At 58.6% G+C, this 23,598-nt stretch carries 19 protein-coding genes and 1 tRNA gene; 5 read left to right on the top strand and 15 right to left on the bottom strand.

Annotated features, from left to right (window positions below; all coding sequences use genetic code 11):
- Positions 1–33: 33 nt before the first annotated feature.
- Together ASD60_RS08335 and ASD60_RS08330 are read left to right on the top strand one after the other, a co-directional pair.
- Positions 34–2,388, top strand: coding sequence for a glucose/quinate/shikimate family membrane-bound PQQ-dependent dehydrogenase (locus ASD60_RS08335; protein ID WP_056853553.1), 2,355 nt, complete (start codon positions 34–36; stop codon positions 2,386–2,388).
- A 112-nt stretch (positions 2,389–2,500) separates the two neighbouring features.
- A complete protein-coding gene (locus ASD60_RS08330) occupies positions 2,501–3,133 on the top strand; it encodes a hypothetical protein (protein WP_056853552.1) in 633 nt (210 codons plus the stop codon).
- Positions 3,134–3,218: 85 nt separating this feature from the next.
- On the opposite strand, the gene ASD60_RS08325 is transcribed toward ASD60_RS08330, so the two are convergent.
- The 7 genes from ASD60_RS08325 to rpsU form a co-directional block, all read right to left on the bottom strand.
- Positions 3,219–3,539: a DUF3077 domain-containing protein gene (locus ASD60_RS08325; RefSeq protein ID WP_056853551.1), complete on the bottom strand. Its 321-nt coding sequence runs from the start codon at positions 3,537–3,539 to the stop codon at positions 3,219–3,221.
- Between the two features lie 338 nt (positions 3,540–3,877).
- Complete coding sequence (locus tag ASD60_RS28785; protein ID WP_130905970.1) at positions 3,878–4,063, bottom strand: hypothetical protein; 186 nt, start codon at positions 4,061–4,063, stop codon at positions 3,878–3,880.
- A tRNA-Ile gene (locus ASD60_RS08320) sits at positions 4,050–4,126 on the bottom strand. The genes ASD60_RS28785 and ASD60_RS08320 overlap by 14 nt, the downstream gene beginning before the upstream one ends.
- A gap of 15 nt (positions 4,127–4,141) precedes the next feature.
- Positions 4,142–7,888, bottom strand: a complete 3,747-nt coding sequence (locus ASD60_RS08315; protein WP_056853550.1) for a bifunctional diguanylate cyclase/phosphodiesterase — start codon at positions 7,886–7,888, stop codon at positions 4,142–4,144.
- 123 nt (positions 7,889–8,011) lie between these two features.
- Positions 8,012–9,859 (bottom strand): RNA polymerase sigma factor RpoD, encoded by a 1,848-nt coding sequence (rpoD, locus tag ASD60_RS08310; RefSeq protein WP_056853549.1) that lies wholly within the window; start codon positions 9,857–9,859, stop codon positions 8,012–8,014.
- A 67-nt stretch (positions 9,860–9,926) separates the two neighbouring features.
- Positions 9,927–11,900, bottom strand: a complete 1,974-nt coding sequence (gene dnaG, locus ASD60_RS08305) for a DNA primase (protein WP_056853548.1) — start codon at positions 11,898–11,900, stop codon at positions 9,927–9,929.
- 481 nt (positions 11,901–12,381) lie between these two features.
- A complete protein-coding gene (gene rpsU / locus ASD60_RS28090; RefSeq protein WP_002551877.1) occupies positions 12,382–12,597 on the bottom strand; it encodes a 30S ribosomal protein S21 in 216 nt (71 codons plus the stop codon).
- Between the two features lie 199 nt (positions 12,598–12,796).
- Here rpsU and tsaD point away from each other — a divergent pair, with 199 nt between their 5' ends.
- Positions 12,797–13,822, top strand: coding sequence for a tRNA (adenosine(37)-N6)-threonylcarbamoyltransferase complex transferase subunit TsaD (gene tsaD, locus ASD60_RS08295; RefSeq protein ID WP_056853547.1), 1,026 nt, complete (start codon positions 12,797–12,799; stop codon positions 13,820–13,822).
- Between the two features lie 23 nt (positions 13,823–13,845).
- Here tsaD and plsY read toward each other — a convergent pair whose 3' ends face one another.
- Entirely contained in the window at positions 13,846–14,415 is a 570-nt protein-coding gene (gene plsY / locus ASD60_RS08290; protein ID WP_056853546.1) for a glycerol-3-phosphate 1-O-acyltransferase PlsY, read from the bottom strand.
- A gap of 74 nt (positions 14,416–14,489) precedes the next feature.
- Here plsY and folB point away from each other — a divergent pair, with 74 nt between their 5' ends.
- Both folB and folK read left to right on the top strand, forming a co-directional pair.
- A complete protein-coding gene (gene folB, locus ASD60_RS08285; RefSeq protein WP_008051601.1) occupies positions 14,490–14,846 on the top strand; it encodes a dihydroneopterin aldolase in 357 nt (118 codons plus the stop codon).
- Positions 14,837–15,355, top strand: a complete 519-nt coding sequence (gene folK, locus ASD60_RS08280) for a 2-amino-4-hydroxy-6-hydroxymethyldihydropteridine diphosphokinase (protein ID WP_056853545.1) — start codon at positions 14,837–14,839, stop codon at positions 15,353–15,355. The genes folB and folK overlap by 10 nt, the downstream gene beginning before the upstream one ends.
- 84 nt (positions 15,356–15,439) lie before the next feature.
- Here folK and ASD60_RS08275 read toward each other — a convergent pair whose 3' ends face one another.
- The 7 genes from ASD60_RS08275 to apaG all read right to left on the bottom strand — a co-directional run bounded on the left by ASD60_RS08275 (position 15,440) and on the right by apaG (position 23,547).
- The gene (locus tag ASD60_RS08275) at positions 15,440–16,669 is read right to left on the bottom strand and encodes a multifunctional CCA addition/repair protein (protein ID WP_056853544.1); all 1,230 of its coding nucleotides are present in this window, start codon (positions 16,667–16,669) and stop codon (positions 15,440–15,442) included.
- A gap of 63 nt (positions 16,670–16,732) precedes the next feature.
- Positions 16,733–18,295, bottom strand: a complete 1,563-nt coding sequence (locus ASD60_RS08270) for a SpoVR family protein (RefSeq protein ID WP_056853543.1) — start codon at positions 18,293–18,295, stop codon at positions 16,733–16,735.
- Positions 18,292–19,563, bottom strand: coding sequence for a YeaH/YhbH family protein (locus ASD60_RS08265; RefSeq protein WP_056853542.1), 1,272 nt, complete (start codon positions 19,561–19,563; stop codon positions 18,292–18,294). Before ASD60_RS08265 ends, ASD60_RS08270 begins: the two co-directional genes overlap by 4 nt.
- Positions 19,564–19,699: 136 nt before the next feature.
- Positions 19,700–21,622, bottom strand: a complete 1,923-nt coding sequence (locus tag ASD60_RS08260; protein WP_007980217.1) for a PrkA family serine protein kinase — start codon at positions 21,620–21,622, stop codon at positions 19,700–19,702.
- Positions 21,623–21,919: 297 nt separating this feature from the next.
- Complete coding sequence (gene glpE / locus ASD60_RS08255; protein ID WP_056853541.1) at positions 21,920–22,249, bottom strand: thiosulfate sulfurtransferase GlpE; 330 nt, start codon at positions 22,247–22,249, stop codon at positions 21,920–21,922.
- 33 nt (positions 22,250–22,282) lie between these two features.
- On the bottom strand, positions 22,283–23,167 hold the full coding sequence (locus ASD60_RS08250; RefSeq protein WP_056853540.1) for a symmetrical bis(5'-nucleosyl)-tetraphosphatase: 885 nt from the start codon (positions 23,165–23,167) through the stop codon (positions 22,283–22,285).
- The gene (gene apaG, locus ASD60_RS08245) at positions 23,167–23,547 is read right to left on the bottom strand and encodes a Co2+/Mg2+ efflux protein ApaG (protein ID WP_056853539.1); all 381 of its coding nucleotides are present in this window, start codon (positions 23,545–23,547) and stop codon (positions 23,167–23,169) included. Before apaG ends, ASD60_RS08250 begins: the two co-directional genes overlap by 1 nt.
- Positions 23,548–23,598 lie beyond the last annotated feature (51 nt).

Raw genomic sequence — 23,598 nt, 5'->3', positions numbered from 1 at the left:
CGCCCCTTGTCACAAATGGGGAAAAATCTCGACATGAAAAATTCTGGGGTTGCCGCTGGCAGCAAGTGGTTGCTGGCGGGGTTGGGTGTGTTGATTGCACTGATCGGGCTTGGCCTGATCGGTGGTGGCGGGTACCTGATCGCGCTTGGGGGTAGCTGGTATTTCCTGCTGATGGGCCTGGCGATGCTGGTGTCCGGGCTGATGATTGCCCGTCGCAAGTCGCTGGGTGCGTGGTTGTATGGCGTGGCGCTGATCCTCACCGCGATCTGGGCCGTCTGGGATGCTGGCCTTGAATACTGGCCGCTGGTCTCACGCGTGCTGACGTTTGCCGTCATCGGCCTGGTCGTGGCGTTGATCTATCCAACCCTGGTCCGCGCTTCGGGCGCGAACGGCGGGCGTGGCGCCTACGGGTTGGCCGGTATTCTGGGCATTGGCGTCGTTGCGACGATGGCCTACATGTTCGTCCCGACCCACGTGGTGAAGAACGACACCGTCCCTCCGGTAACGCCGGTCACCCCGGGCACCGAGCAGAAAGACTGGGCGCATTGGGGCAACACCACCGCCGGCAATCGCTTTGCCGCGCTGGACCAGATCAACAAAGGCAATATCGACAAGTTGCAGGTCGCCTGGACCTTCCGTACCGGCGACATTCCGCAAAGCACCGGTGCTGGCGCTGAAGACCAGAACACCCCGCTGCAGATCGGTGACACGGTCTACACCTGCACCGCCTACGGCAAGGTCTTTGCCCTGGATGCCGACACCGGCGCCCAGCGCTGGAAGTTCGACCCACAAGGCACCGCGCCCAACTGGCAACGCTGCCGTGGCCTGGGTTATTCCGAAACCCCGGTGTCATCGGACAGTCAGCCGGCCGCCTGTACGAAACGCCTGTTTCTGCCGACCGGAGATGCACGTCTGATCGCAATCAATGCTGAAACCGGCAAGCCTTGCGAAGAATTCGGTAACAAGGGCACCGTCGACCTGACCACCGACATGGGTGAGGTGAAGCCCGGTTACTACCAGCAGACCTCTACTCCATTGGTCGCCGGAGACGTGGTGATCGTCGGTGGCCGCGTGGCTGACAACTACTCCACCGGCGAGCCGCCGGGCGTGGTGCGTGCCTACGACGTGCGCAGCGGTGAACTGGTCTGGGCCTGGGATCCGGGCAACCCGAACACCACCAAACGTCCACCTGCCGGCGAGACCTACACCCGCGGTACGCCGAACGTTTGGTCGGCGATGTCCTACGATGCCAAGCTCGGTCTGGTGTACCTGCCAACCGGCAACGCCACCCCGGACTTCTTCGGCGGTCAACGCACCGAGATGGACAACAAGTGGAACTCGTCTGTCGTCGCCATCGATGTGAAAACCGGTCAGGTGCGCTGGCACTTCCAGACCACCCACAACGATCTCTGGGACTTCGACTTGCCGGCGCAACCGCTGCTGTACGACGTGCCGGACGACAAGGGCGGCACTCAGCCAGCCCTGGCGCAAGTCACCAAACAGGGTGAGATCTTCCTGCTCAACCGTGAAACCGGCGTACCGATTGCCCGCGTTGAAGAGCGCCCGGTGCCGCAGGGCCATGTGCCCGGCGAACGCTACTCGCCGACGCAGCCGTTCTCCGTCGACATGCCGTCAATCGGCAACAAGACCCTGACCGAGTCAGACATGTGGGGTGCCACACCGTTTGACCAGTTGATGTGCCGCATCCAGTTCAAGGGCATGCGCCACGAAGGCGTCTACACCCCGCCAGGCATGGATCGCGCGCTGCAATTCCCGGGCTCGCTGGGCGGCATGAACTGGGGCAGCGTCTCGGTTGATCCGAACACGAACTACATGTTCGTCAACGACATGCGCCTGGGCCTGGCCAACTACATGATTCCGCGTGACAAGATCGGCGCTGGAGCCAGCGGCATTGAAATGGGCGTTGTCCCTCAGGAAGGCACACCGTTCGGCGCGATGCGCGAGCGCTTCCTCTCCGCGGTCGGCATTCCGTGCCAGAAACCACCGTTCGGCACCATGTCGGCCATCGACCTCAAGACCCACAAGTTGATGTGGCAAGTCCCGGTCGGCACCGTGCAGGACACCGGCCCGCTGGGCATCCGTATGCACCTGCCGATCCCGATCGGCATGCCCACCCTCGGCGCGTCACTCGCTACCCAATCCGGTCTGCTGTTCTTCGCCGGTACCCAGGACTTCTACCTGCGCGCCTTCGACACCGGCAACGGCAACGAAATCTGGAAGTCGCGCTTGCCGGTAGGCAGCCAGTCCGGGCCGATGACTTACGTTTCACCGAAGACGGGCAAGCAGTACATCCTGCTGACCGTGGGCGGTGCGCGTCAGTCGCCGGATCGTGGGGATTATGTGATTGCCTATGCTTTGCCTAAATAAGGGCTGAAGCTTGGGTCAAAAAGCCGCGCCATTGCGCGGCTTTTTGTTGGGCGAAAGAGAGGGTGTGGAAATCGGCTAGGATTGAGGCAGTCAAGGGTGCGAGGTGAAGGGCATGACAACAAAGTTACCTACCGCCGTGCGCGACCGTGCATTGCAGATCGCCCACCACGAAATGGGCCACTACGTCGTGGCCCGCGCCTTGGGCTTTGCCACGGGCGGCGTGACCTTGACGGTGACCAAGGATCTGCGGCACCACGGAGGGGCGTCCATTACCCTGGTGCGCCCCATTTCGTCGATGGAAGCCATGAAGGCGTATCTGGAAGCCCGGATGATGGTGCTCCTGGCTGGCGCCATGGCGCAGACACTCCCTTCAAAACCTTCAGCCGCAAAACACGTTGATAAGCCCAAAGCCACCGCGATCCTCAAAGGCGAGCAGGGGGCAGAACAGGATTACGCAAAAATCAGGGAGCTGCAGCACCTGCTTCGCAACATCACCTGCCAGGATAGCAATCCAGCGTCGAGCGAGCGCATAACGGCGCAGCTTAAAGCGATGACTGATCGGCTGTGGGGCCGGACTCAAGCAATCATCGAAGATCAGGCCGGGACGATTTCTGAATTGGCAGTGGCACTGGTGGACGGCATGGCGCTTGTGGAGCAATGGGGGCGGGCTGCGGACACGTATGAGGTTGTATGGACGGGGCAGATGCTGGAACGGTTGCGAGCCGTGCAGGCCATCCCTTCGTGATGTGTTTGGACTGAAAAACCTGGCTCTTTCAGTCCCAAAAAGGGAACGATCGGTCCCTTTTTGGGAGCTTTCAACTCTGCCGTGATTATTTTTTTTTCGAGGGGGCTGCTTCCTTTCTGGTTTGAGCAGGCCGCCGCGTTAGCACCTTCACCACATCATCAATCACCGCTTTGCTCATCGTCGTCAGGTAATGCGCAGCCCAGGCGTGGCGGTCGGAGTCTTGGGCGTAGGCGGCGTCGACGGTCAGGGATTTGGCGAGGAACAGCAGGTCGGAGGCTTGGGCCAGGGCGTCGGCGATGGGGACGTCGCGGCAGACGTGGAACAGGGGTTGATCCGAGAGATACATGAAGGGGGTGAAGCCGACGGTTTTTAGTTCTGAAATCGCAGATGTATTTGTTTTAGTCATGGTGAAGCTCCTAATTTGAAGGGCTGCCGCATTCGTTTCCAAGCGAATGGGTGGCAGCTGTGCGCAGGTTGGAAAACCGGGAAATTAGGAAACCGGCACGCCCGAAGACGTCCCGCGCACAGCTGCCATAACTCGTGGTTGAGATAGGCAAACTGCTGCTTTCAATTTCGACGGGTTTCCAAGCCCGATCGCTGAATGCTCAGCGACACCGGAGACTATCCCGTCAAACAAAAGCGCAACAAGGCGGCAAAGTGCCCAACAGCAAGATTCGGAGTTTGCCTACAAGGTCCTAAGGCGTCATCCGATATTTCGACAGCTTAAGTAAACGCAATTAAACATCAGTCTTCGGTGAAGTAATCCGAATCGATGTGTTTGATCTCGTAGAGCGCTTCACGCTGCAGCCCAAATTGTTCTCGGCCATCAAGCGCGCCAGTTCCATGCCATCGATCAGCATCGACGACGCTTTTGCGCCAGACACGAAAAAGCCGCGCACTGCGCGGCTTTCTTGTTTGGTGGGCCCACACGGACTTGAACCGTGGACCAAAGGATTATGAGTCCTCTGCTCTAACCAACTGAGCTATAGGCCCTCAGTAGGTCGCGGATTATAGCGACGGTTTCGCGGCTGTGCTATCCGAAAAATCCAATACGGTTGTACGAAGAAACGTCGCGGCGAATTCGTCGGGGGGTAGGGGCAGGCTGACGATGTAGCCCTGGATTTGTTCGCAGCCTTCGGCGGCGAGGAATTGTTGTTGCGATTGGGTCTCGACACCTTCGGCAATCACGGTGAATTGCATGCTGCGTCCGAGTGCGATGATGGCGCGAACGATCGCCGCATCGTGGGGGTCGTCCGGCAGGCCGCGGACGAATGATTGATCGATCTTGAGGATGTCCAGTGGCAGGCGTTTGAGGTAGCTCAGTGACGAATAGCCAGTGCCGAAGTCGTCGATCGCCAGTTGCACACCCAAGTGCTTGAGTTGATGCAGCACCGCCAGCGCTTCTTCCGCCTGGCTCATGATGAAGTTTTCGGTGATCTCCAATTGCAGCAGATCAGGTTTTAGGCGGTAGTCCTTGAGCAGTTGTTCGATACGCCCCAGCAGGTTCGGTTGGCGCAGTTGCGCGCCGGCGAGGTTGACCGACAGCGGGCCAAGGCCTTCGTAGGATTTATTCCATTCATGCATTTGGCGGCAGGCGGTTTCCAGCACCCAATCGCCGATCTGCAGGATCATGCCGTTTTCTTCTGCCAGAGCGATGAAGTGCTCTGGCGGCACGTCGCCAAAAGTTGGATGGTGCCAGCGGATCAATGCTTCGGCGCCTACCAGGCGATAGTCGTCGAGGCTGATTTTCGGCTGGTAATACAGGTGCAGTTCGTTGCGTTCGATGGCGCGGCGCAGTTCATGTTCGAGGGCGACGCGCTCGCTGGCCTGGGCGGTGAGGTCGCGGGTATAGCTTTCGACCCGGTTACGCCCCTTGGCCTTGGAGCGGTACATCGCCGCGTCGGCGTTCTTGATGAGCGTGGCCACGTCGCAGCCGTCCTGTGGATAAAGGCTGGTGCCGATGCTGGAGCTGATGAAGAACTCATGCTCGCCCGCCTGGAATGGCGCGGTAAAGCAATTGAGCAGCTTGGTGGCTATGTTGTCGGCATCGCTGGGTTGCTGCAGCCCGGGCAGGAGGATGATGAACTCGTCGCCGCCCAGGCGTGCCACGGTGTCGATATCCCGTAACTGCTCCTTGAGGCGAACCGCAATGCCCTTGAGCAGCAGGTCGCCGACCGGGTGGCCAAGGCTGTCGTTGATGTGTTTGAAGCGGTCGAGGTCGAGAAACAGCACTGCGCCCTGGCCACCGTTTTCCTTCTGGGTGTTGAGGGCGGTCAGCAAGCGGCTTTCGAACAACGTCCGGTTGGGCAGGCCGGTCAAAGGGTCGTGGTGGGCCTGGTAGTCAAGCTTGGCCTGGGCGTGTTTCAGGCTGGAGATGTCGGCGAACACCGCCACAAAGTGGGTGATGAATTTGTCGCGGTTGCGCACGGCGCTGATGGTCAGCCAGCTCGGGTAGAGCTCGCCATTTTTGCGCCGATTGGAAATCTCCCCTTGCCAGTGCCCCTCGGCCGTCAATTGGTGCCACATCGCGGCGTAGAACGCACTGTCATGCAAGCCTGAGGCAAGCAAGCGCGGGGTATGGCCCAGCGCTTCGCTTTCACTGTAGCCGGTGATCTCGGTAAATGCCCGGTTGACCGCGCTGATGTGCTGTTGGGTGTCAGTGATCAACACGCCCTCGGCGGTGCTCTCGAATACGGTCGCGGCCTGTTGCAGTTTTTCCTGCATCAAGTGGCGTTCGGTGATGTCGCGGGCGATGGTCAGCATGCAGTCTTCGTCACCGATTGGCAGCGGACGGCTGGAGACTTCACAAAGGCGAATCTGCCCGTCGCTGCGGCGGATATGGCAACTGAAGTCGCGGACGAAACCGTCGCGGTGCAGCAAGTCGAGCATCTGTTTGCGTTCGTTGAGGTTGACCCAGATCCCCAGGTCCAGCGCCGAACGATCCACAGACATCGCGCTGTTGAACCCGGTAATTCTGCTGAACCCTTCATTGACCTCAAGCAGCAGACCGTCGCTCTGACGGGACAACAACAGGCCGTCCGGAGAGGCGTGGAAAGCCTTGGCGAATTTTTCTTCCGAGGTTTGCAGTTGCTGTTGGGTTTCTTTGAGTTGGGTGATGTCGCGCACGACCACCACCAGCGCCGGGGTTGTATCGAGGTCGAACGGTTCGGCGGAGATCAGGCCGGTAAACACCTGGCCATTGCTGCGGCGAAAGGGCATTTCCAGGTTGCGGATGCTGCCAGCCTGCAAGCGCTGCAGCAAACCCGGACCCACGCCGGGAATGCCCCAGATGTTGAGATTGGTGGCGGTCTGGCCGATGACGTCTTCGGCACGCAAGCCGATCTGCTCTTCGAAGGCTTCGTTGACCTCCAGCAGGCAGCCATCGGACAGCCGCGCGATCACCAATATGTCCGGGCATTGCTGGAATACCGAGGCAAACTTTTGCTCCGACAGCCGCAGTGCCTCTTCGGTACGTTTGGCCTCGCTGATGTCGATCATCAGCCCACGCATGACCGGTTCATGACCGTGTTCGATCAAGCTGACGATGTCACGCACCCACAAGCAGCGGCCATCGGCCGTGATCACTCGGTAATCGAGGCTGTGGTCGCGCCCGGCCAACACTTCGTGATCGCAAAAGCTTTGTGCTCGGATGAGGTCCGCGGGGTGAATGATGTTGCGCCAGAAGCCCGGGATCAGCCAATGGGACAGGGGATAACCCAGCAGATCCTCGGCGTGGGGCGACACATAGCTGTAGGTGAAGTCACTGATCCGCGCTTCCCAGGCGATGGCCGACAGGCTTTCCACCAGGCCGCGGTAGTGATACTCGCTGCTACGCAGTTCCTGTTCCAGATCGACCCGTCGAGCGATTTCCGAGCTCAGTCGCCGATTGACCCGGATCACCGCCACCAGCACGATAAACAGCAGCAGCAACCCCGGCAACCCATAGACCAGCAGGTCGGACCAGAACGTGCGGTGGTCGAGAACGTTGCCGACCCATTGCTCCTGGATGGCACTGATTTCGGCGGGGGTCATGTCGGCCAGGACTTTGTCGAGAATGCCGACCAGCATCTTGTTGTCTCGAGGTACGCCCATGGCCAGTTGATAGCGATAAGGGGTTTCGCCGCTGACGTAGAGCCCGTCGAGCTTCAGCTGGCGCAGGCTCCAGACGCTGGAGGCGAGATCGCCCACCACGGCGTCCACCTCATCGATAGCCAGTGCCTGCAAGGCCGAGCTGACGTTGGGCATGGCTACCAGGTTCAGGTCGGGGTGGTGAGTGCGCAGCAGTTCGTGGGGGGCATAGTTTTCCACCACGGCGATTTTCAGGCCGTACAGGTCTTCGATCCTGCGTGGCTGAGCACCGCCAACATGGGCCAGGATAACAATCGGAAAATCCAGGTAAGGCCGGGTAAACGACAGGAAAGCCTGGCGTTCCGGTGTCGACATGATGCCCGGCAACAGATCGAGCTTGCCTTGCTTGGCCTGTTCCAGCACAACGCTCCAGCTGGCCGGTTCGATAGGCGTCAGTTTGACGGCCAATCGCTGGCGAATCACGTTGATATAGTCTGCCGCAAGGCCCTGGTAACGCCCTTCATCGTCGCGAAACTCAAAGGGGGGCCAGGACGCATCGACACCCAGGCGCAAGTCCGGGTGGTCCGCAAGCCAGCTACGTTCTTCGTCGGTAAGAGTCAGCGCGCCAGCCGTTGCGGTCCAGGTCATCAGCGACAGCAAAAAAAGCACGGTCGGCAGTCTGGGCATAACGGTCTCGTTATGGCTCGGGGAATGTTTCGAGTGTAGACGGGCAAATCGGCGGGAGGGGTGCAGCGCGGGGATTTTATCTGCATAAAACAAAACCCCCGGCCTGGGCCGGGGGTTTTTTGATCACTCGTCGAGGAAGGAACGCAGATGCTCGCTTCTCGTCGGGTGGCGCAGCTTGCGCAGCGCCTTGGCTTCGATCTGACGAATCCGTTCACGGGTCACGTCGAACTGCTTACCAACCTCCTCGAGGGTGTGGTCGGTATTCATGTCGATACCGAAGCGCATGCGCAGCACCTTGGCTTCACGGGCAGTGAGGCCGGACAGCACTTCTCGAGTCGCTTCTTTAAGGCTCTCAACGGTAGCCACATCGATTGGCGACTGCATGGTCGAGTCTTCGATGAAGTCACCCAGATGGGAGTCTTCGTCATCACCGATCGGGGTTTCCATGGAGATCGGCTCTTTAGCGATCTTCAATACCTTGCGGATCTTGTCCTCAGGCATTTCCATGCGTTCGCCCAGCTCTTCCGGAGTCGGTTCGCGACCCATTTCCTGCAACATCTGCCGGGAAATCCGGTTGAGCTTGTTGATCGTCTCGATCATGTGCACCGGAATACGGATGGTGCGGGCCTGGTCGGCGATCGAGCGAGTGATCGCCTGACGGATCCACCAGGTGGCATAAGTCGAGAATTTGTAGCCGCGGCGGTATTCGAACTTGTCTACCGCTTTCATCAAGCCAATGTTGCCTTCCTGGATCAGGTCGAGGAATTGCAGGCCACGGTTGGTGTACTTCTTGGCGATCGAGATCACCAGACGCAAGTTCGCTTCAACCATCTCTTTCTTCGCGCGACGGGCCTTGGCCTCGCCGATCGACATGCGACGGTTGATGTCCTTGATCTCTGCGATGGTCAGACCGGTTTCGGTCTCCAGCGCAGTCAGTTTCTGCTGGCAACGAACGATGTCCGGTTGCAGGCGGCCGATGGCTTCAGCGTATTTGCTTTTGCCTTTGGCCAGTGCATCGGTCCAGCTTTCGTCGACTTCGTTGCCCGGGAACTGGCGCAGGAAATCGGCACGGGGCATGCGCGCATCACGAACGCAGAGCTGCATGATTGCACGCTCTTGCTGACGCAGACGATCCAGGGCACTGCGAACACGCTCGACCAGGCCTTCGAATTGCTTCGGCACCAGTTTGATCGGCATGAACAGCTCGGCCAGGGCCAACAGCTCGGCAATCGCTGCCTTGTTGTTGCGACCATGCTTTTTCAGCGCCTTGCGGGTGATTTCCATCTGATCGGCGACAGCGCCAAAGCGCTGTGCAGCGATGACCGGATCCGGACCGCTTTCGGCTTCTTCTTCGTCATCCGAAGCTTCGGCGTCATCGTCATCGGTATCGTCGTCCGCTTTCACGGCTTTCGGATCGATCGGCGGTGGCACTTCGGCGGCAGGCGGCGCAATGCCGTCGTCCGGGTCGATGTAACCGCTCAGGACGTCGGACAGGCGACCACCTTCGGAGGTGACGCGGGTGTACTCGGAGAGGATATGGTCAACCGTGCCAGGGAAGTGCGCGATTGCGCTCATCACTTCGCGGATGCCCTCTTCAATACGCTTGGCGATTTCAATTTCGCCTTCACGCGTGAGGAGCTCTACCGTACCCATTTCGCGCATGTACATGCGCACCGGGTCGGTAGTGCGACCAATGTCGGTCTCGACCGCTGCCAACGCAGCAGCTGCCTCTTCGGCCGCGGCTTCGTCGGTATCGGCGTCGGCCAGCATAAGGGAATCCTTATCTGGCGCAACCTCGAATACGTTGATCCCCATGTCATTGATCATGCGGATGATGTCTTCCACCTGTTCCGGATCTGAAATATCCTCCGGCAGGTGGTCGTTGACCTCCGCGTAAGTCAGGTAGCCCTGCTCACGACCAAGGGTGATCAACTCTTTGATACGAGACTGCTGTTGCGCTTTTCCGGACATAACACCCTATCCACTGAAGGTCTTGGCGGGCAAAAAACAAGCCGAGGATTATACCTGAGCTATGACCTCACGCGCCAGTTGAGGTCGGGTTTGGTACTGCCATATTGCGTTTTAATAGGTCGCGCATCTGATTTGCGATCTGATTTGCTTCCTCGGCAGTCAATCCTGGCTGCTTCGCTTTCCTGATGAGTTCTTCCAGGCTATCGGTGTGCTGACCCGCTGATAACCTAGTAATGGTGTCTAAAAACTGTTGTTCAAGGTTGTCGCCTTGAATCAGCCATTCCTTTTCTGCCAGGGCCTTGAGCAAGCGGCCCTGTTCCGTGCCGTGCCAACGGGCCATCAGCTGAATTGAGTTTAGCTTAGGATTTTTCTGCACTGCCTCGATGAGGGCTACCAGCAATTGTGCATAGGTGTTGCGCTCATTGGCGAAATGGTTGGCGGTTTCGACCTTGCCAGCCAACTGCGGATGATGAATCAGCGTGCGCAGCGCAATCAGCGTAGGGGCTTCGACAGCAATCGGTTTACGTGGAGGCTGGTCGCGATCCCCGCCGCGTTTGCCATTCTTGTCCCACGGTTTTTTGTCCCATTTCTTGCCGCCCGCACCGGGTTTCTTCGGCGTCCATTCCTGTTGCGGCACATACATTTCTTGCGATTGCGGCTGATGATAGTCGCTGAAATCGGGCATCGCGTCGTAATCGAAGCCGGGGTCGTAGGCCGGCGGCGCTTCCGGTGGGGCGCTTTGCGCCAGCTGGCTCACCGCTTCGCCGCTCAGGCCGGTGATTTCGCTGAGGCGCTGACGCATCAGGATGCGCAGGTTGGCGCCAGGCACTTTGTCGATCAGCGGCGCTGCGAGGGTGGCCATGTGGGCCTTGCCTTCCAGCGAGCGCGGGTCTGATTCTTCGGTCAGTTGCTGGAAGAAGTAGTCGGCCAGCGGCTGCGCGTGCTGATTGATTCGCGCGCGGAAGGCATCGGTGCCTTCGGAGCGGATCAGCGTGTCCGGATCTTCCCCTTCGGGCAGGAACAGGAAGCGGGCGCGGCGGCCATCCTGAAGGCTTGGCAAGGTTGCTTCCAGCGCGCGCCAGGCGGCATTGCGACCAGCCTGGTCACCATCGAAGCAAAACAGTACGTTGGGCACCACACGAAACAGTCGCTTCAAGTGTTCTTCGCTGGTGGCGGTACCCAGCGTTGCGACGGCATTGCGCAGGCCTTGCTGGGCCAGGGCAATAACGTCCATGTAACCCTCGACAACAATGATTTCGTCGAGGTTGCGATTGTTTTTGCGCGCCTCATACAGGCCGTAAAGTTCCTGGCCTTTATGGAATACCGGTGTTTCCGGGGAGTTCAGGTATTTCGGCTTGTCATCGCCCAGGACCCGGCCACCAAAGGCAATGATGCGCCCGCGACTGTCGCGGATCGGGAACATTACCCGGTCGCGGAAACGATCGTAGCGCTTGCCAGTTTCGGCATTTTCGATCAGCAGGCCTGCATCGATCATGGCTTTTTGCTGCAGGGTGTCGCTGCTCAAGTGTTTGAACAGATTGTCCCAGCCCGGCGGAGCGAAGCCGAGGCCGAAATCGCGGGCAATTTCGCCGGTCAGGCCGCGGCCTTTCAAATAGTCCACGGCAGCTTTGCGCGCAGGATGGCTTTTGAGGGCCTGACGATAAAAATCGGCGGCGGCGCTGAGCAGCGCATACAGCGGCGAATCGGTCGGCTGCCGAGGCTTGTGCGGGCGGCCGCTTTCTTCGCGAGGGATTTCCATGCCCGCGGCTTTGGCCAGTTCTTCGACAGCCTGGACGAAATCCAGGTTGTCGTGGTCCATGATGAAACCAAGGGCATTGCCGCCAGCGCCGCAACCGAAGCAGTAATAGAACTGCTTGTCGGGGCTGACGCTGAACGAAGGCGTTTTTTCTTTGTGGAACGGGCAGCAGGCCGTGTGGTTCTTGCCGGCTTTTTTCAGTTGCAGGCGCGAGCTGACCACATCGACGATGTCGGTGCGGTTCAGAAGGTCGTCAATGAAGCTCTGGGGAATCAGCCCGGCCATGGCGTTCTCGTCATCTGCGCTCAAGGGTGCCCGAAACGAAGGGCGGCCAAACGCGGGTCATTGTGTGAGGCGCGCAGGGTATGCGGCTCGACCAGTGTCGTCTGCGTAATCGCTATCGGGAAGTGTATCTGCCGAAAATCCACTGACGTTAATACTCATCAGTATTCGACTATTTGAAAGTGTTGCGCTGAATCCGGCTGCGACCCGTAACAGGTCTCGGATAGCTCATCATTTGGCATGCAGGTGATGCCTTGGGCTGATCGTCGTGAGAGGAATCAGTGGGTGTGCTCGTCAGTAGCCTTGAAAGACTCGTCAGAAAAGACGTGCACCGCTGGCAAAAGAGCCAGGTCTGACGTGATGAAGCAGATTTGTCTTGGTCGCATCTGCGGCTTCGACGGTGAAGCATCAAGCGTTTTACGCAAATGCCATTAGCCCGGCTGAGGGCCGGGCTTGGCAGAAGCTTGCTACGATCGTCTGTGTATTAGTACAGACGAACGGCGCGGCGCTGTTCGCGCTGAACTTTCTTGGCGTGACGCTTAACAGCGGCTGCTGCCTTGCGCTTACGCTCAGAAGTTGGCTTCTCGTAAAATTCGCGGCTACGAACTTCAGCCAGTACACCGGCTTTTTCGCAGGAGCGCTTGAAACGACGCAGAGCTACGTCGAAGGGTTCGTTCTCTTTTACTTTGACGGCTGGCATCCAGAGCTACCTTCATTCATTACCGGGGTCAACATCCTCGCGGCAAAAGAGCACTTGAAGACGTCGGTTTTTAAGGGTTGCGGATGTTAACCCCTCATCGCTCGGAATGCAAAGCCTCTGATCGAAAACCGCTGGTCGGGGCATCACGCGGCGACTATTATGCGCGCCTTCGAATTCAGCCTAAACAAGGCGCAAACCCATGCTAGTACTGGGATTAGAAACCTCTTGCGACGAAACCGGTGTCGCATTGTATGACAGCGAGCGCGGCCTGCTGGCCGACGCGCTGTTCAGTCAGATCGACCTGCACCGCGCCTATGGTGGCGTGGTGCCGGAGCTGGCCTCGCGCGATCACGTCAAACGCATGCTGCCCTTGATCCGTCAGGTGTTGGCAGAAGCCGACTGCGTGCCGACCGAGATCGACGCAATCGCTTATACCGCGGGTCCTGGCCTGGTCGGCGCGTTGCTGGTAGGTGCTTCCTGCGCCCAGGCGCTGGCCTTTGCCTGGGGTATTCCGGCCCTCGGCGTGCACCACATGGAAGGCCACTTGCTGGCACCGATGCTGGAGCCGCAACCGCCGCAATTTCCGTTCGTCGCTTTGTTGGTGTCCGGTGGGCATACGCAGCTGGTGCAGGTTGACGGAATCGGTCAGTACTCTCTGTTGGGCGAGACGCTGGATGATGCTGCAGGTGAAGCCTTCGACAAAACAGCGAAGATGATGGGCCTGAATTATCCAGGCGGGCCGGAGATTGCTCGTTTGGCAGAGCAGGGCGTTGCAGGACGTTTCGTTTTCCCCCGTCCGATGTGCGACCGTCCGGGCCTCGACTTTAGCTTCAGTGGTTTGAAAACCTTTGCATTGAATACCTGGCAACAGTGCGTGAGCGCCGGGGACGACGGCGAGCAAGCCCGTTGCGACATCGCGCTGGCGTTCCAGCAGGCCGTGGTGGAGACTTTGACCATCAAGTGCAAGCGTGCGTTGAAAGCGGCAGGCATGAAGCGCCTGGTGATCGCAGGGGGCGTCAGTGCCAACAAGGCACTACGCTCTTCTTTGGAAAAAATGCTCGGGGACATGAAGGGCGATGTTTTTTATGCCCGTCCGGAGTTCTGCACCGACAATGGCGCAATGATCGCGTTTGCCGGTTGCCAGCGCTTGCAGGCAGGCCAGCAGGAAAGCCTGGCGATCAGCGTGCAGGCGCGCTGGCCGATGGAGCAGTTGTCGGCACTGTGATGAGCGGCGCTTGAGTTCGGCCTCTAAAAATGCCGTTCGCGCCCTGCAAACAGGTCGCGTAGATTGCCGCGATGGCGCCAGACGATCAGGCCCGTGAGGGCGCTCATGGGCAGCAGTGCTGCCGGTTCCTGCCAGGCCAGTAGCGGCAGGGTCAGTGGTGTAGCGATCAGGGCGGCCAGCGAGCTGGTTCGGGTCAGGTAGAACGTCAGCAGCCAGGCGCAGACCGCCAGTAACGCGGCGGGTGGATACAGGCCCAGCAACATTCCGGCAGCGGTGGCGACGCCCTTGCCACCGCGAAAGCGGAAGTACAGCGGGAACAGGTGACCGATGACGGCGCAGACGCCGATCCAGGCCTGATCCTGCAGGGAAAGGCCCGCAGCAGCGGCGATCAGCACGGGCAGCAGGCCTTTGAAGAGATCGCCGAGCAAGGTCAGGATGGCGAGTTTTTTGCCCGCCAGGCGCAACATGTTGGTAGCACCGGCATTGCCGGAGCCACTCATTCGCGGATCGGGGTTACCGGTCAGTCGGCTGAGCAAAATGGCGAAGGACAGAGAGCCGAGCAGGTAGGCGAGGATCGCCAGTAACCAAAACATGCTAACTATTCCGGGCGAGGACGCCCTGATTCTAACGGCGCATTGCGCCCTTGTCGTGTAGCGGAGAAAAGTGCTTGGACAGAGTGTTTATCGAGGGCCTGGAAGTCGATACCGTGATTGGTGCCTACGACTGGGAGCGAGGCATCCGGCAATGCTTGCGTCTGGATTTGAGCTTTGCCTGGGACAATCGCCCTGCCGCGGCCGGCGATGACCTGACCCTGGCGCTCGATTACGCGAGCGTTTCGTCGCGCATCCAGGCCTTTGCCGAGCAGGCACAGTTCCAGCTGGTTGAAACATTCGCCGAACGTTTGGTTGAAGTGCTCATGAGCGAATTCAAGATTACCTGGATGCGTCTCAAGTTGACCAAGCCAGGTGCCGTTCCTGCCGCTACCGGTGGCGTGGGTGTGGAGATCGAGCGCGGATGTCGCTAACCCAGGTGTATCTCGGGCTCGGTAGCAACATCGAGCGCGAAGCCCATTTGCAGGCCGGACTGGAAGCTTTGGCGGGTTTTCTGGTGGATGTCCATTGCTCGCCGGTTTTCGAAAGCCAGCCCGTCGGCATCAAGAGCGGGCCATTCTTCAATTTCGTGGTGTCGGCGTATACCGACCTTCCCCTGATGGAACTGGATCGCCGCTTGAAGTTTATTGAGGCGGATAATGGTCGTTATGCACCTGAACGCCGAGGTTTGCCGCTGGATATCGATGTTTTGTTGTTCGGTGATCTGGTGGGTAATTTCGATGGCCTGGTCTTGCCGCGGGCAGAAATCCTGAAAAATGCCTTTGTGCTGTGGCCGTTGTCGTTGATTGCGCCGGATCGCGTGCATCCGGGCGTAGGCAAAAGCTTTGCGATCTTGTGGAGTGAAGCTCAGATTGATCAGGTGTTGGCGCCGGTTGCGTTTGAGTGGCGTGGTGAGCAACTGACGCCCGCAGATTTGCTGTGATCCTGTTGGCTTCATCGCGGGCAAGCTTTATTCCTACAGGATCTGCGCTGCCCCTGTAGGAGCGAGGCTTGCCCGCGAAGCTGTTCAGGCGGACGTCGCCTCTTTGTAGGCCTTCAGTGCCTTCAACCGCTCGCGCTTGATCGCCTCACCCAATTCCGGCCCCTTGAATCCCTTCTCCAGCAATGGCTGAACTGCAACGCTACGAGCCGCTTGCGCGGCACCGCGCAGATAATCCGCCTGTGGATAACTTCTCTGCTCCAAGCCTTTGCGCCCTCGGGCGTCCATCTCGCACGCCGCGATGAATTCCTCGAACCGCTGTGGCCGACGGTAAACGTCGAAGCTTTGGAGCAACTCCAGCAATGTCGATGGCTTCAGCTCAAGGGCGCGATGACCGTGGGTGTGATACTCGCCCACCAGCAGCGCCAATTCCTGACAATCCCTCGGTGCCTTGAAACGTTCATTGACCGCTTTGATCAGCTTCAATCCCTTGAACTCATGGGCAATGTGTCGCGGCCATTGTTCTTCCGGCGTCAGGCCTTTGCCCAAGTCATGCAGCAGGCAGGCCCAGCGTACGGTGAGCGGTTGTTGGTGCTGCGCCGCCTGTTCCAGCACGCTCAGAGTGTGCACACCGGTATCGATTTCCGGGTGGTGGGCCTCGGGTTGCGGTACGCCGAACAGGGCGTCTATTTCCGGCATCAGCACCTTGAGCGCGCCGCAGGCTCGCAACACTTCGATAAATACCTGAGGTCGATCTTCCATCAGCGCGCGGGAAATTTCTTTCCAGCTGCGCTCCGCCGTCAGTGCTTGCAGTTCACCTGACTCGCTGAGCTGGCGCATGAGCTCCAGTGTCTCGGCGGCAACGGTGAATCCGAGCCCGGCATAACGCGCAGCAAAGCGGGCAACGCGCAGAACCCTGAGCGGATCTTCGGCGAATGCGGGAGATACATGGCGAAGAATGCGCGCTTCGAGGTCACGCTGACCGTGGTAGGGGTCGGTCAGGTTTTGCTGGTCGTCCTCGGCGATGGCATTGATCGTCAGGTCGCGGCGGATCAAATCTTCTTCAAGGGTTACTTCAGGGCTGGCGTGGAACGTGAACCCGCCGTAACCGCGGCCACTTTTGCGTTCAGTGCGGGCGAGGGCGTATTCCTCACCGGTTTTTGGATGTAGGAACACCGGGAAATCCGCACCGACGGGGCGAAAGCCCTTGGCGAGCATCTCTTCGGTAGTGGCGCCGACCACCACACGGTCGATGTCAGTGACAGGAATGCCCAGCAGGCGATCGCGCACCGCGCCGCCGACTTTATAGATCCGCATAAAAAACCTCCGTTAGCTCGACAGGATAACCGTTGCGTCGGGCTTTCGGAGGCACAAACAGAATCAAAGGTGAATGACAGCCAGGTCCAGCCGCCCGTAATCGCCTTCACTGTGTTCACCTTTGGGGGGAACATGGTGAGTTTTCATCACCTGATCCCCTTGCAGGGTTTCCAGGTGAATGTCGAAGCCCCAGAGCCGGTGCAGGTGCTTGAGCACTTCCTCGGTGGACTCTCCCAGCGGTTTGCGGTCGTGTTGCTGGTGGCGCAGGGTCAGCGAGCGGTCGCCGCGGCGGTCGATGCTGTAGATCTGCACGTTGGGCTCGCGATTCCCCAGGTTGTACTGGGCGGCGAGGGTTTCACGAATGGTGCGATAGCCGCCCTCGTCGTGAATCGCCGGAACCAGCAGGTCGTCCTTCTGGTCATCATCGAGAATGCTGAACAGCTTCAAGTCGCGAATCACCTTGGGTGACAGATACTGCAGAATGAAACTCTCGTCCTTGAAACTGCTCATGGCGAACTTGATCGCGGCCAGCCAGTCGGTGCCTGCAATGTCGGGGAACCAGCGGTAGTCCTCCTCAGTGGGCTCTTCACACATGCGACGGATGTCACGGTACATGGCAAAGCCCAGTGCGTAGGGGTTGATGCCGCTGTAGTAGGGGCTGTCGAAGCCAGGCTGGAAAACCACGCTGGTGTGGGATGTGAGGAACTCCATCATGAAACCGTCGGTCACCAGGCCTTCGTCGTACAGGTCGTTCATCAGGGTGTAGTGCCAGAACGTGGCCCAGCCCTCGTTCATGACCTGGGTTTGGCGCTGTGGATAAAAATACTGGGCAATCTTGCGAACGATGCGCACAATTTCCCGCTGCCATGGCTCCAGCAGCGGCGCATGTTTTTCGATGAAGTACAGAATGTTTTCCTGCGGCTCGGCGGGGAAACGTGCGTTGTCCTTGTCGCTGTATTTGTCCGCGCCTTTGGGAATGGTTCGCCACAGATCATTGATCTGTTTCTGCATATGCTCTTCGCGGTCCTTTTGCCGACGGCGTTCTTCTTCGGCGGAAATCGGATAAGGCCGCTTGTAGCGGTCGACACCGTAGTTCATCAGGGCGTGACAGGAATCGAGGAGGTCTTCCACCGCGTCGATACCATGGCGTTCTTCGCACTGCATGATGTACTGCTTGGCGAACACCAGGTAATCGATAATCGAGCTCGCGTCGGTCCACGTGCGGAACAGGTAATTGCCTTTGAAAAAACTGTTGTGCCCATAACAGGCATGCGCCACAACCAGCGCCTGCATGCAGATGGTGTTTTCTTCCATCAGGTAGGCGATGCACGGGTCGGAGTTGATCACGATTTCGTAGGCCAGCCCCATCTGGCCACGTGTATAGGACTTTTCGGTGCTCAGGAAATGTTTGCCGTAGGACCAATGGTGATAACCCAGCGGCATGCCGACGGAGGCGTAGGCGTCCATCATCTGTTCGGCGGTGATCACTTCGATCTGGTTAGGATAGGTATCGAGGGCGTAGCCCGCCGCAATACGGCTGATTTCGCGGTCGTAGGCCTGGATCAGCTCGAACGTCCATTCAGAGCCGGTGGAAATGGGTTGGCGCTTCTGCTCTTTGGCGGTCATGTCACTAACCTGCGCTGGAAGAGTTCACGAAAGACCGGATAGATATCCCCGGCCGAGACCAGTTGTTGCTGGGCAAAAGTGTCGGAAAAGGCTTCGGCGATGCGCTCGTATTCGAACCACAGGGCCTGGTGTTCGCGTGGGGTTATCTCAACGTAAGTGTAGTACTGCACGAACGGCATGATCTGGTTGATCAGAATGTCGCGGCAGATTGGCGAGTCGTCGTTCCAGTTGTCACCGTCGGAAGCCTGGGCGGCGTAGATGTTCCATTCGTTGCTCGGATAACGCTCGGCCATGATCTCCTGCATCAGTTTCAAGGCGCTGGAGACGATGGTGCCGCCGGTTTCGCGGGAGTAGAAGAACTCTTCCTCATCCACTTCGCGGGCACTGGTGTGGTGGCGGATGAACACGACGTCGATCTTGTCGTAGTTACGCTTGAGAAACAGATACAGCAGGATAAAGAAGCGCTTGGCGATGTCTTTGGTCGCCTGGGTCATCGAGCCGGAAACGTCCATCAGGCAGAACATCACAGCCTTGGAACTGGGATTGGGTTGTTTGATGAGCAGGTTGTATTTGAGGTCAAAGGTGTCGAGGAACGGCACGCGATGAATGCGCGCGCTGAGTTTTTCGATTTCCGCTTCGAGTTCCTGAATATCGCCGAAGTTGTCCGGTTCTTCCTGCTTCAGTCGCAGGAGTTCTTCCTTGGCTTCCCGCAGTTTTGCGCGGCTGCTGCCGGACAGGGCGATCCGCCGGGCATGCGCCGAGCGCAGGGTACGAATGATGTTGATCCGTGAGGGGTTGCCTTCGTTACTGATCCCCGCACGAACGGTCTTGAAGGTGTCGGTACCGGTCAGGTTGCGCTTGACCAGGTTCGGCAGTTCCAGGTCCTCGAACATGAATTCGAGGAATTCTTCCTGGGTAATCTGGAAGACGAATTCATCCATCCCTTCGCCGGAGTTGCCGGCCTTGCCAGGTCCTCTGCCCCCGCCACCTCCCGGCGGGCGGGCAATGTGCTCACCGCTGGTGAATTCCTTGTTGCCCGGGTGCACGACAGTCTGCTTGCCACCGCGACCATGGTGAAGCACCGGCTCGTCGATGTCGCGGCCGGGGATACTGATTTGTTCGCCGTGCTCCATGTCGGTAATGGAGCGCCGGCTGACCGCCTCTTCGACAGCCTTTTTGATGTGATCACGGTAACGCCGCAGGAACCGCTGGCGGTTCACCGTGCTCTTGTTTTTGCCATTGAGACGTCGGTCGATCACATAGCTCATAGGGAGCCCTCCGGGCAGCTACAAGTCACAAGCTTCAAGCTACAAGCACGAAGCTTTCAAAGCAAACAGAGCCACCAACAGCCTCAAGCGCCCCTACGGTGTGCTTGAGGCTGGTAGCTTGCCGCTTGCAGCTGCCTTACTGCGATTTTCTCACCCGCAGATACCACTCGGACAGCAGTCGTACCTGTTTGTCGGTGTAACCCCGCTCGACCATTCGTGTGACGAAGTCGTTGTGTTTCTGCTGATCCTCTTTGCTGGCCTTGGCGTTGAAGCTGATGACCGGCAGCAAGTCCTCGGTGTTGGAGAACATTTTCTTCTCGATGACCACCCGCAGTTTTTCGTAGCTGAGCCAGGTCGGGTTTTTACCGTTGTTGTTGGCCCGGGCACGCAGTACAAAGTTGACGATTTCGTTGCGGAAGTCCTTCGGATTGCTGATACCGGCCGGTTTTTCGATTTTTTCCAGCTCCTCGTTCAAAGCCACGCGGTTGAGGATTTCGCCGGTTTCCGGATCGCGGTATTCCTGGTCCTGAATCCAGAAGTCGGCGTACAGCACGTAGCGGTCGAAGATGTTCTGGCCGTACTCGCTGTAGGATTCCAGGTAAGCGGTCTGGATCTCCTTGCCGATGAATTCGATATAACGCGGCGCCAGGTATTCCTTGAGGAAGCGCAGATAGCGTTCGCGGGTCTCGGCCTGGAACTGTTCCTGCTCGATCTGTTGTTCCAGCACGTAAAGCAGATGCACCGGGTTGGCGGCGATTTCGTGCGGGTCGAAGTTGAATACCTTCGACAGGATCTTGAACGCGAAACGGGTCGACAGGCCGTTCATGCCTTCATCGACACCCGCGTTGTCGCGGTATTCCTGGATCGATTTGGCCTTCGGATCGGTATCCTTGAGGTTTTCCCCGTCATACACGCGCATTTTGGAATAGATGTTGGAGTTTTCCGGCTCCTTCAGGCGCGAAAGTACCGTGAACTGGGCCAGCATCTTCAAGGTGTCAGGGGCGCAATGGGCTTTGGCCAGCGAGCTGTTGAACAGCAATTTGTCGTAGATCTTCACTTCGTCGCTGACCCGCAGGCAGTACGGCACTTTGACGATGTAGATCCGGTCGATGAAGGCTTCGTTGTTCTTGTTGTTGCGGAAGGTGTGCCATTCCGATTCGTTGGAGTGAGCGAGCAGGATCCCGGTAAACGGAATCGCGCCAAGACCTTCGGTACTGTTGTAGTTGCCTTCCTGAGTGGCGGTCAGCAATGGGTGCAGCACCTTGATCGGCGCCTTGAACATTTCGACGAATTCCATCAGGCCCTGGTTGGCCCGGCACAGCGCACCCGAGTAGCTGTAGGCGTCGGCATCGTTCTGCGGGAATTCTTCCAGTTTGCGAATATCAACCTTGCCCACCAGTGCGGAGATGTCCTGGTTGTTTTCGTCGCCCGGTTCGGTTTTGGCGACGGCGATCTGGTTAAGGATCGATGGATAGAGTTTCACCACGCGGAACTGGCTTATGTCGCCGCCAAACTCTGCCAGGCGTTTTGTCGCCCATGGCGACATGATGGTGTTGAGGTAACGCCGTGGAATCCCGAAGTCCTCTTCGAGGATTGCCCCATCTTCAGTGGAGTTGAACAGCCCCAGCGGCGATTCGAAAACCGGTGAGCCCTTGATGGCGTAGAAGGGCACTTTTTCCATCAGTTGCTTGAGCTTCTCGGCCAGGGACGATTTACCGCCACCAACGGGACCGAGCAGGTAGAGGATTTGTTTCTTCTCTTCCAGGCCTTGGGCGGCATGGCGGAAATACGACACGATCTGGTCGATGCATTCTTCCATCCCGTGGAAGTCTTCAAAGGCCGGATAGCGGCGGATCACCTTGTTGGAGAAGATTCGCGACAGTCTCGAGTTGGTCGAGGTGTCGAGCAGCTCCGGTTCACCGATGGCCAGGAGCAGACGCTCGGCAGCGGAAACGTAGGCGCTACGGTCCTTCTTGCACAGTTCGAGATACTCTTGCAGCGAGAGTTCTTCCTGGCGTGTGGACTCGAAACGTTGTTGGAAGTGGCTAAAGATACTCATGACGTCACCTCGCTCGATACGTGGAGCCGACGCCGGATCACTCAGTCGATGCTGGCAGCAACCGAACAGGCGGTCGCTGTTTACCCCCCAGAACTCTTTCACAGCTGACGACTGCGAAAGCTACTCCCGATGATCCGCGCGCCGGTGTACCGGCTCTCCCCTGTTTTGGATGGCCTGCGCTTAAGGATAGTTGGGAATTCGGGAGGTAAAGGCGAGATACGTAATTAGTTGTGGCAGACCGTTCGTCTGCCACCGCGCTAGCCCACGGCAGCCGCGGGCTTGCGTGTTACAAAAAAATTATTCGGAGGAGCCTTGCGCCGTTTCCGAAGGATAAGTCGTACGCCACAGCTCAAAACCGCCATCCATGCTGTAAACGTCAGAGAAGCCCTGACTGATCAGGTAGGCGGCTGCGCTTTGGCTGGAATTGCCGTGATAGCAGACCACCACGGTCGGCGCGTCGAGGTCGGCAGCGCGGATGAAGTCCGAGATCGAATGGTTATCCAGGTGTTTGGAGCCACTGATGTGCAAGGCGGCATAGGTGGCCGGGTCGCGGATGTCGACTACGACGGCGCCCTGTTCGCGCAGGGTCTGGGCCTGTTGCGGGGGAATACGTTTGAATTCGCTCATGGCGGGTTCCTGTGGCTCGGCTGTAAGCGCAGTCTAACGCGGGACGCTGACTGACGATGGTTCGCAAATGGATGGGGCGACTGGTGGCGTGGCGGGGTGGCCATGCTCTCCGCATTTGCAGGAGAGGCGTTCAAGGCTGTCGACATTCATCAGTGTCAGGGCGCCGCCCCAGACGCAGCCTGTGTCGAGGGCGAAAATACCCGGGGCGTCGACATTGCCTTCCAGGGCGGCCCAGTGACCGAAGATGATTTTCAGCTCCCTGGTCTTGCGTTCCTTGTGCTGGAACCAGGGCTTGTAGCCTGCCGGTGCGGTACCCAGGCCTTCCTTACTCTTGAGATCGAGTTTGCCTTCGGCCGTACAGAAGCGCATCCGCGTAAAATAGTTGGTGATCACTCGCAGGCGCGTCACGCCTTTGAGGTCGTTGTCCCATTTCGCCGGATCGTTGCCGTACATGCCGTCAAGGTAAGGCGGGAACAGGTTGTCGTCACGCAGCGCGGTTTCGACTTCGGCGGCGCACTTCAGGGCTTTACGCAGCGACCACTGCGGTGGGATGCCGGCATGCACCAGTGCCAGGTTTCGTTGTTCGTCGTAATGCATGAGCTTTTGCTGGCGTAACCAGTCCAGCAATTCGGCGCAGTCCGGGGCCTCGATGATTTCGAGCAGGGTGTCGCCTTTTTTCAGGCGTTCGATGTTCTGCCCGGCGGCCAGCAGATGCAGGTCATGGTTGCCGAGCACGCACACCAGCGATTCACGGATGCTATAGAGGAAGCGCAAGGTTTCGAGCGATTGCGGACCACGATTGACCAGATCACCGACCAGCCAGAGACGATCCCTGGCCGGATCGAATGAAACTTGTTTGAGCAGGCACTGCAGGGCTCCAAGGCAGCCTTGCAGATCGCCGACGGCATACGTTGCCATCAGTGCAACGACCCCGGCACCGCAAGGCGGAACGGTGCGATGACCGCATCGAAGTGTTTACCATCGTCGGCAATCATCTGATACGTGCCCTGCATGGTCCCGACCCTGGTGGTCATGACCGTGCCACTGCTGTAAGTATGGCTTTTGCCGACGTCGATCAATGGCTGTTGGCCGACCACGCCGGCGCCACGAACCTCTTCCACGTGCCCGTCACCATCGGTGATCACCCAGTGCCGTGACAACAATTTCGCCGGTATCAGGCCATTGTTTTTTACGGTGATGGTGTAGGCGAAGGCAAAGCGGTCGTGTTCGGGTTGCGATTGTTCTGCCAGATAGCGGGTGACGACGCTGACGTCGACCTGATAACGAGGATCGGACATGCAAGAGGCCTTAAAAACGAAGCGGGACGCGGGGCATAGCTGATGAGGTTC

The organism is Pseudomonas sp. Root562 (assembly GCF_001427125.1).
In the GTDB taxonomy this organism is placed as follows: domain Bacteria; phylum Pseudomonadota; class Gammaproteobacteria; order Pseudomonadales; family Pseudomonadaceae; genus Aquipseudomonas.
This window is presented reverse-complemented; position numbering and strand designations above follow the sequence as displayed.

Coding starts and splice junctions, on each gene's coding strand:
- plsY (WP_056853546.1), bottom strand. CDS start 14,415: ATGTTTTGGTTACTGGCGATCCTCGCCTACCTGCTCGGCTCTCTGTCC.
- glpE (WP_056853541.1), bottom strand. CDS start 22,249: ATGAGCGAATTCAAACGTATTCCCCCGCAACAGGCCCAGACCCTGCGC.
- ASD60_RS08335 (WP_056853553.1), top strand. CDS start 34: ATGAAAAATTCTGGGGTTGCCGCTGGCAGCAAGTGGTTGCTGGCGGGG.
- ASD60_RS08275 (WP_056853544.1), bottom strand. CDS start 16,669: ATGCGGATCTATAAAGTCGGCGGCGCGGTGCGCGATCGCCTGCTGGGC.
- apaG (WP_056853539.1), bottom strand. CDS start 23,547: ATGTCCGATCCTCGTTATCAGGTCGACGTCAGCGTCGTCACCCGCTAT.
- ASD60_RS08265 (WP_056853542.1), bottom strand. CDS start 19,563: ATGAGCTATGTGATCGACCGACGTCTCAATGGCAAAAACAAGAGCACG.
- ASD60_RS08260 (WP_007980217.1), bottom strand. CDS start 21,622: ATGAGTATCTTTAGCCACTTCCAACAACGTTTCGAGTCCACACGCCAG.
- ASD60_RS08250 (WP_056853540.1), bottom strand. CDS start 23,167: ATGGCAACGTATGCCGTCGGCGATCTGCAAGGCTGCCTTGGAGCCCTG.
- dnaG (WP_056853548.1), bottom strand. CDS start 11,900: ATGGCCGGGCTGATTCCCCAGAGCTTCATTGACGACCTTCTGAACCGC.
- ASD60_RS08270 (WP_056853543.1), bottom strand. CDS start 18,295: ATGACCGCCAAAGAGCAGAAGCGCCAACCCATTTCCACCGGCTCTGAA.
- rpsU (WP_002551877.1), bottom strand. CDS start 12,597: ATGCCAGCCGTCAAAGTAAAAGAGAACGAACCCTTCGACGTAGCTCTG.
- folK (WP_056853545.1), top strand. CDS start 14,837: ATGTCGCTAACCCAGGTGTATCTCGGGCTCGGTAGCAACATCGAGCGC.
- tsaD (WP_056853547.1), top strand. CDS start 12,797: ATGCTAGTACTGGGATTAGAAACCTCTTGCGACGAAACCGGTGTCGCA.
- ASD60_RS08325 (WP_056853551.1), bottom strand. CDS start 3,539: ATGACTAAAACAAATACATCTGCGATTTCAGAACTAAAAACCGTCGGC.
- ASD60_RS08330 (WP_056853552.1), top strand. CDS start 2,501: ATGACAACAAAGTTACCTACCGCCGTGCGCGACCGTGCATTGCAGATC.
- rpoD (WP_056853549.1), bottom strand. CDS start 9,859: ATGTCCGGAAAAGCGCAACAGCAGTCTCGTATCAAAGAGTTGATCACC.
- ASD60_RS08315 (WP_056853550.1), bottom strand. CDS start 7,888: ATGCCCAGACTGCCGACCGTGCTTTTTTTGCTGTCGCTGATGACCTGG.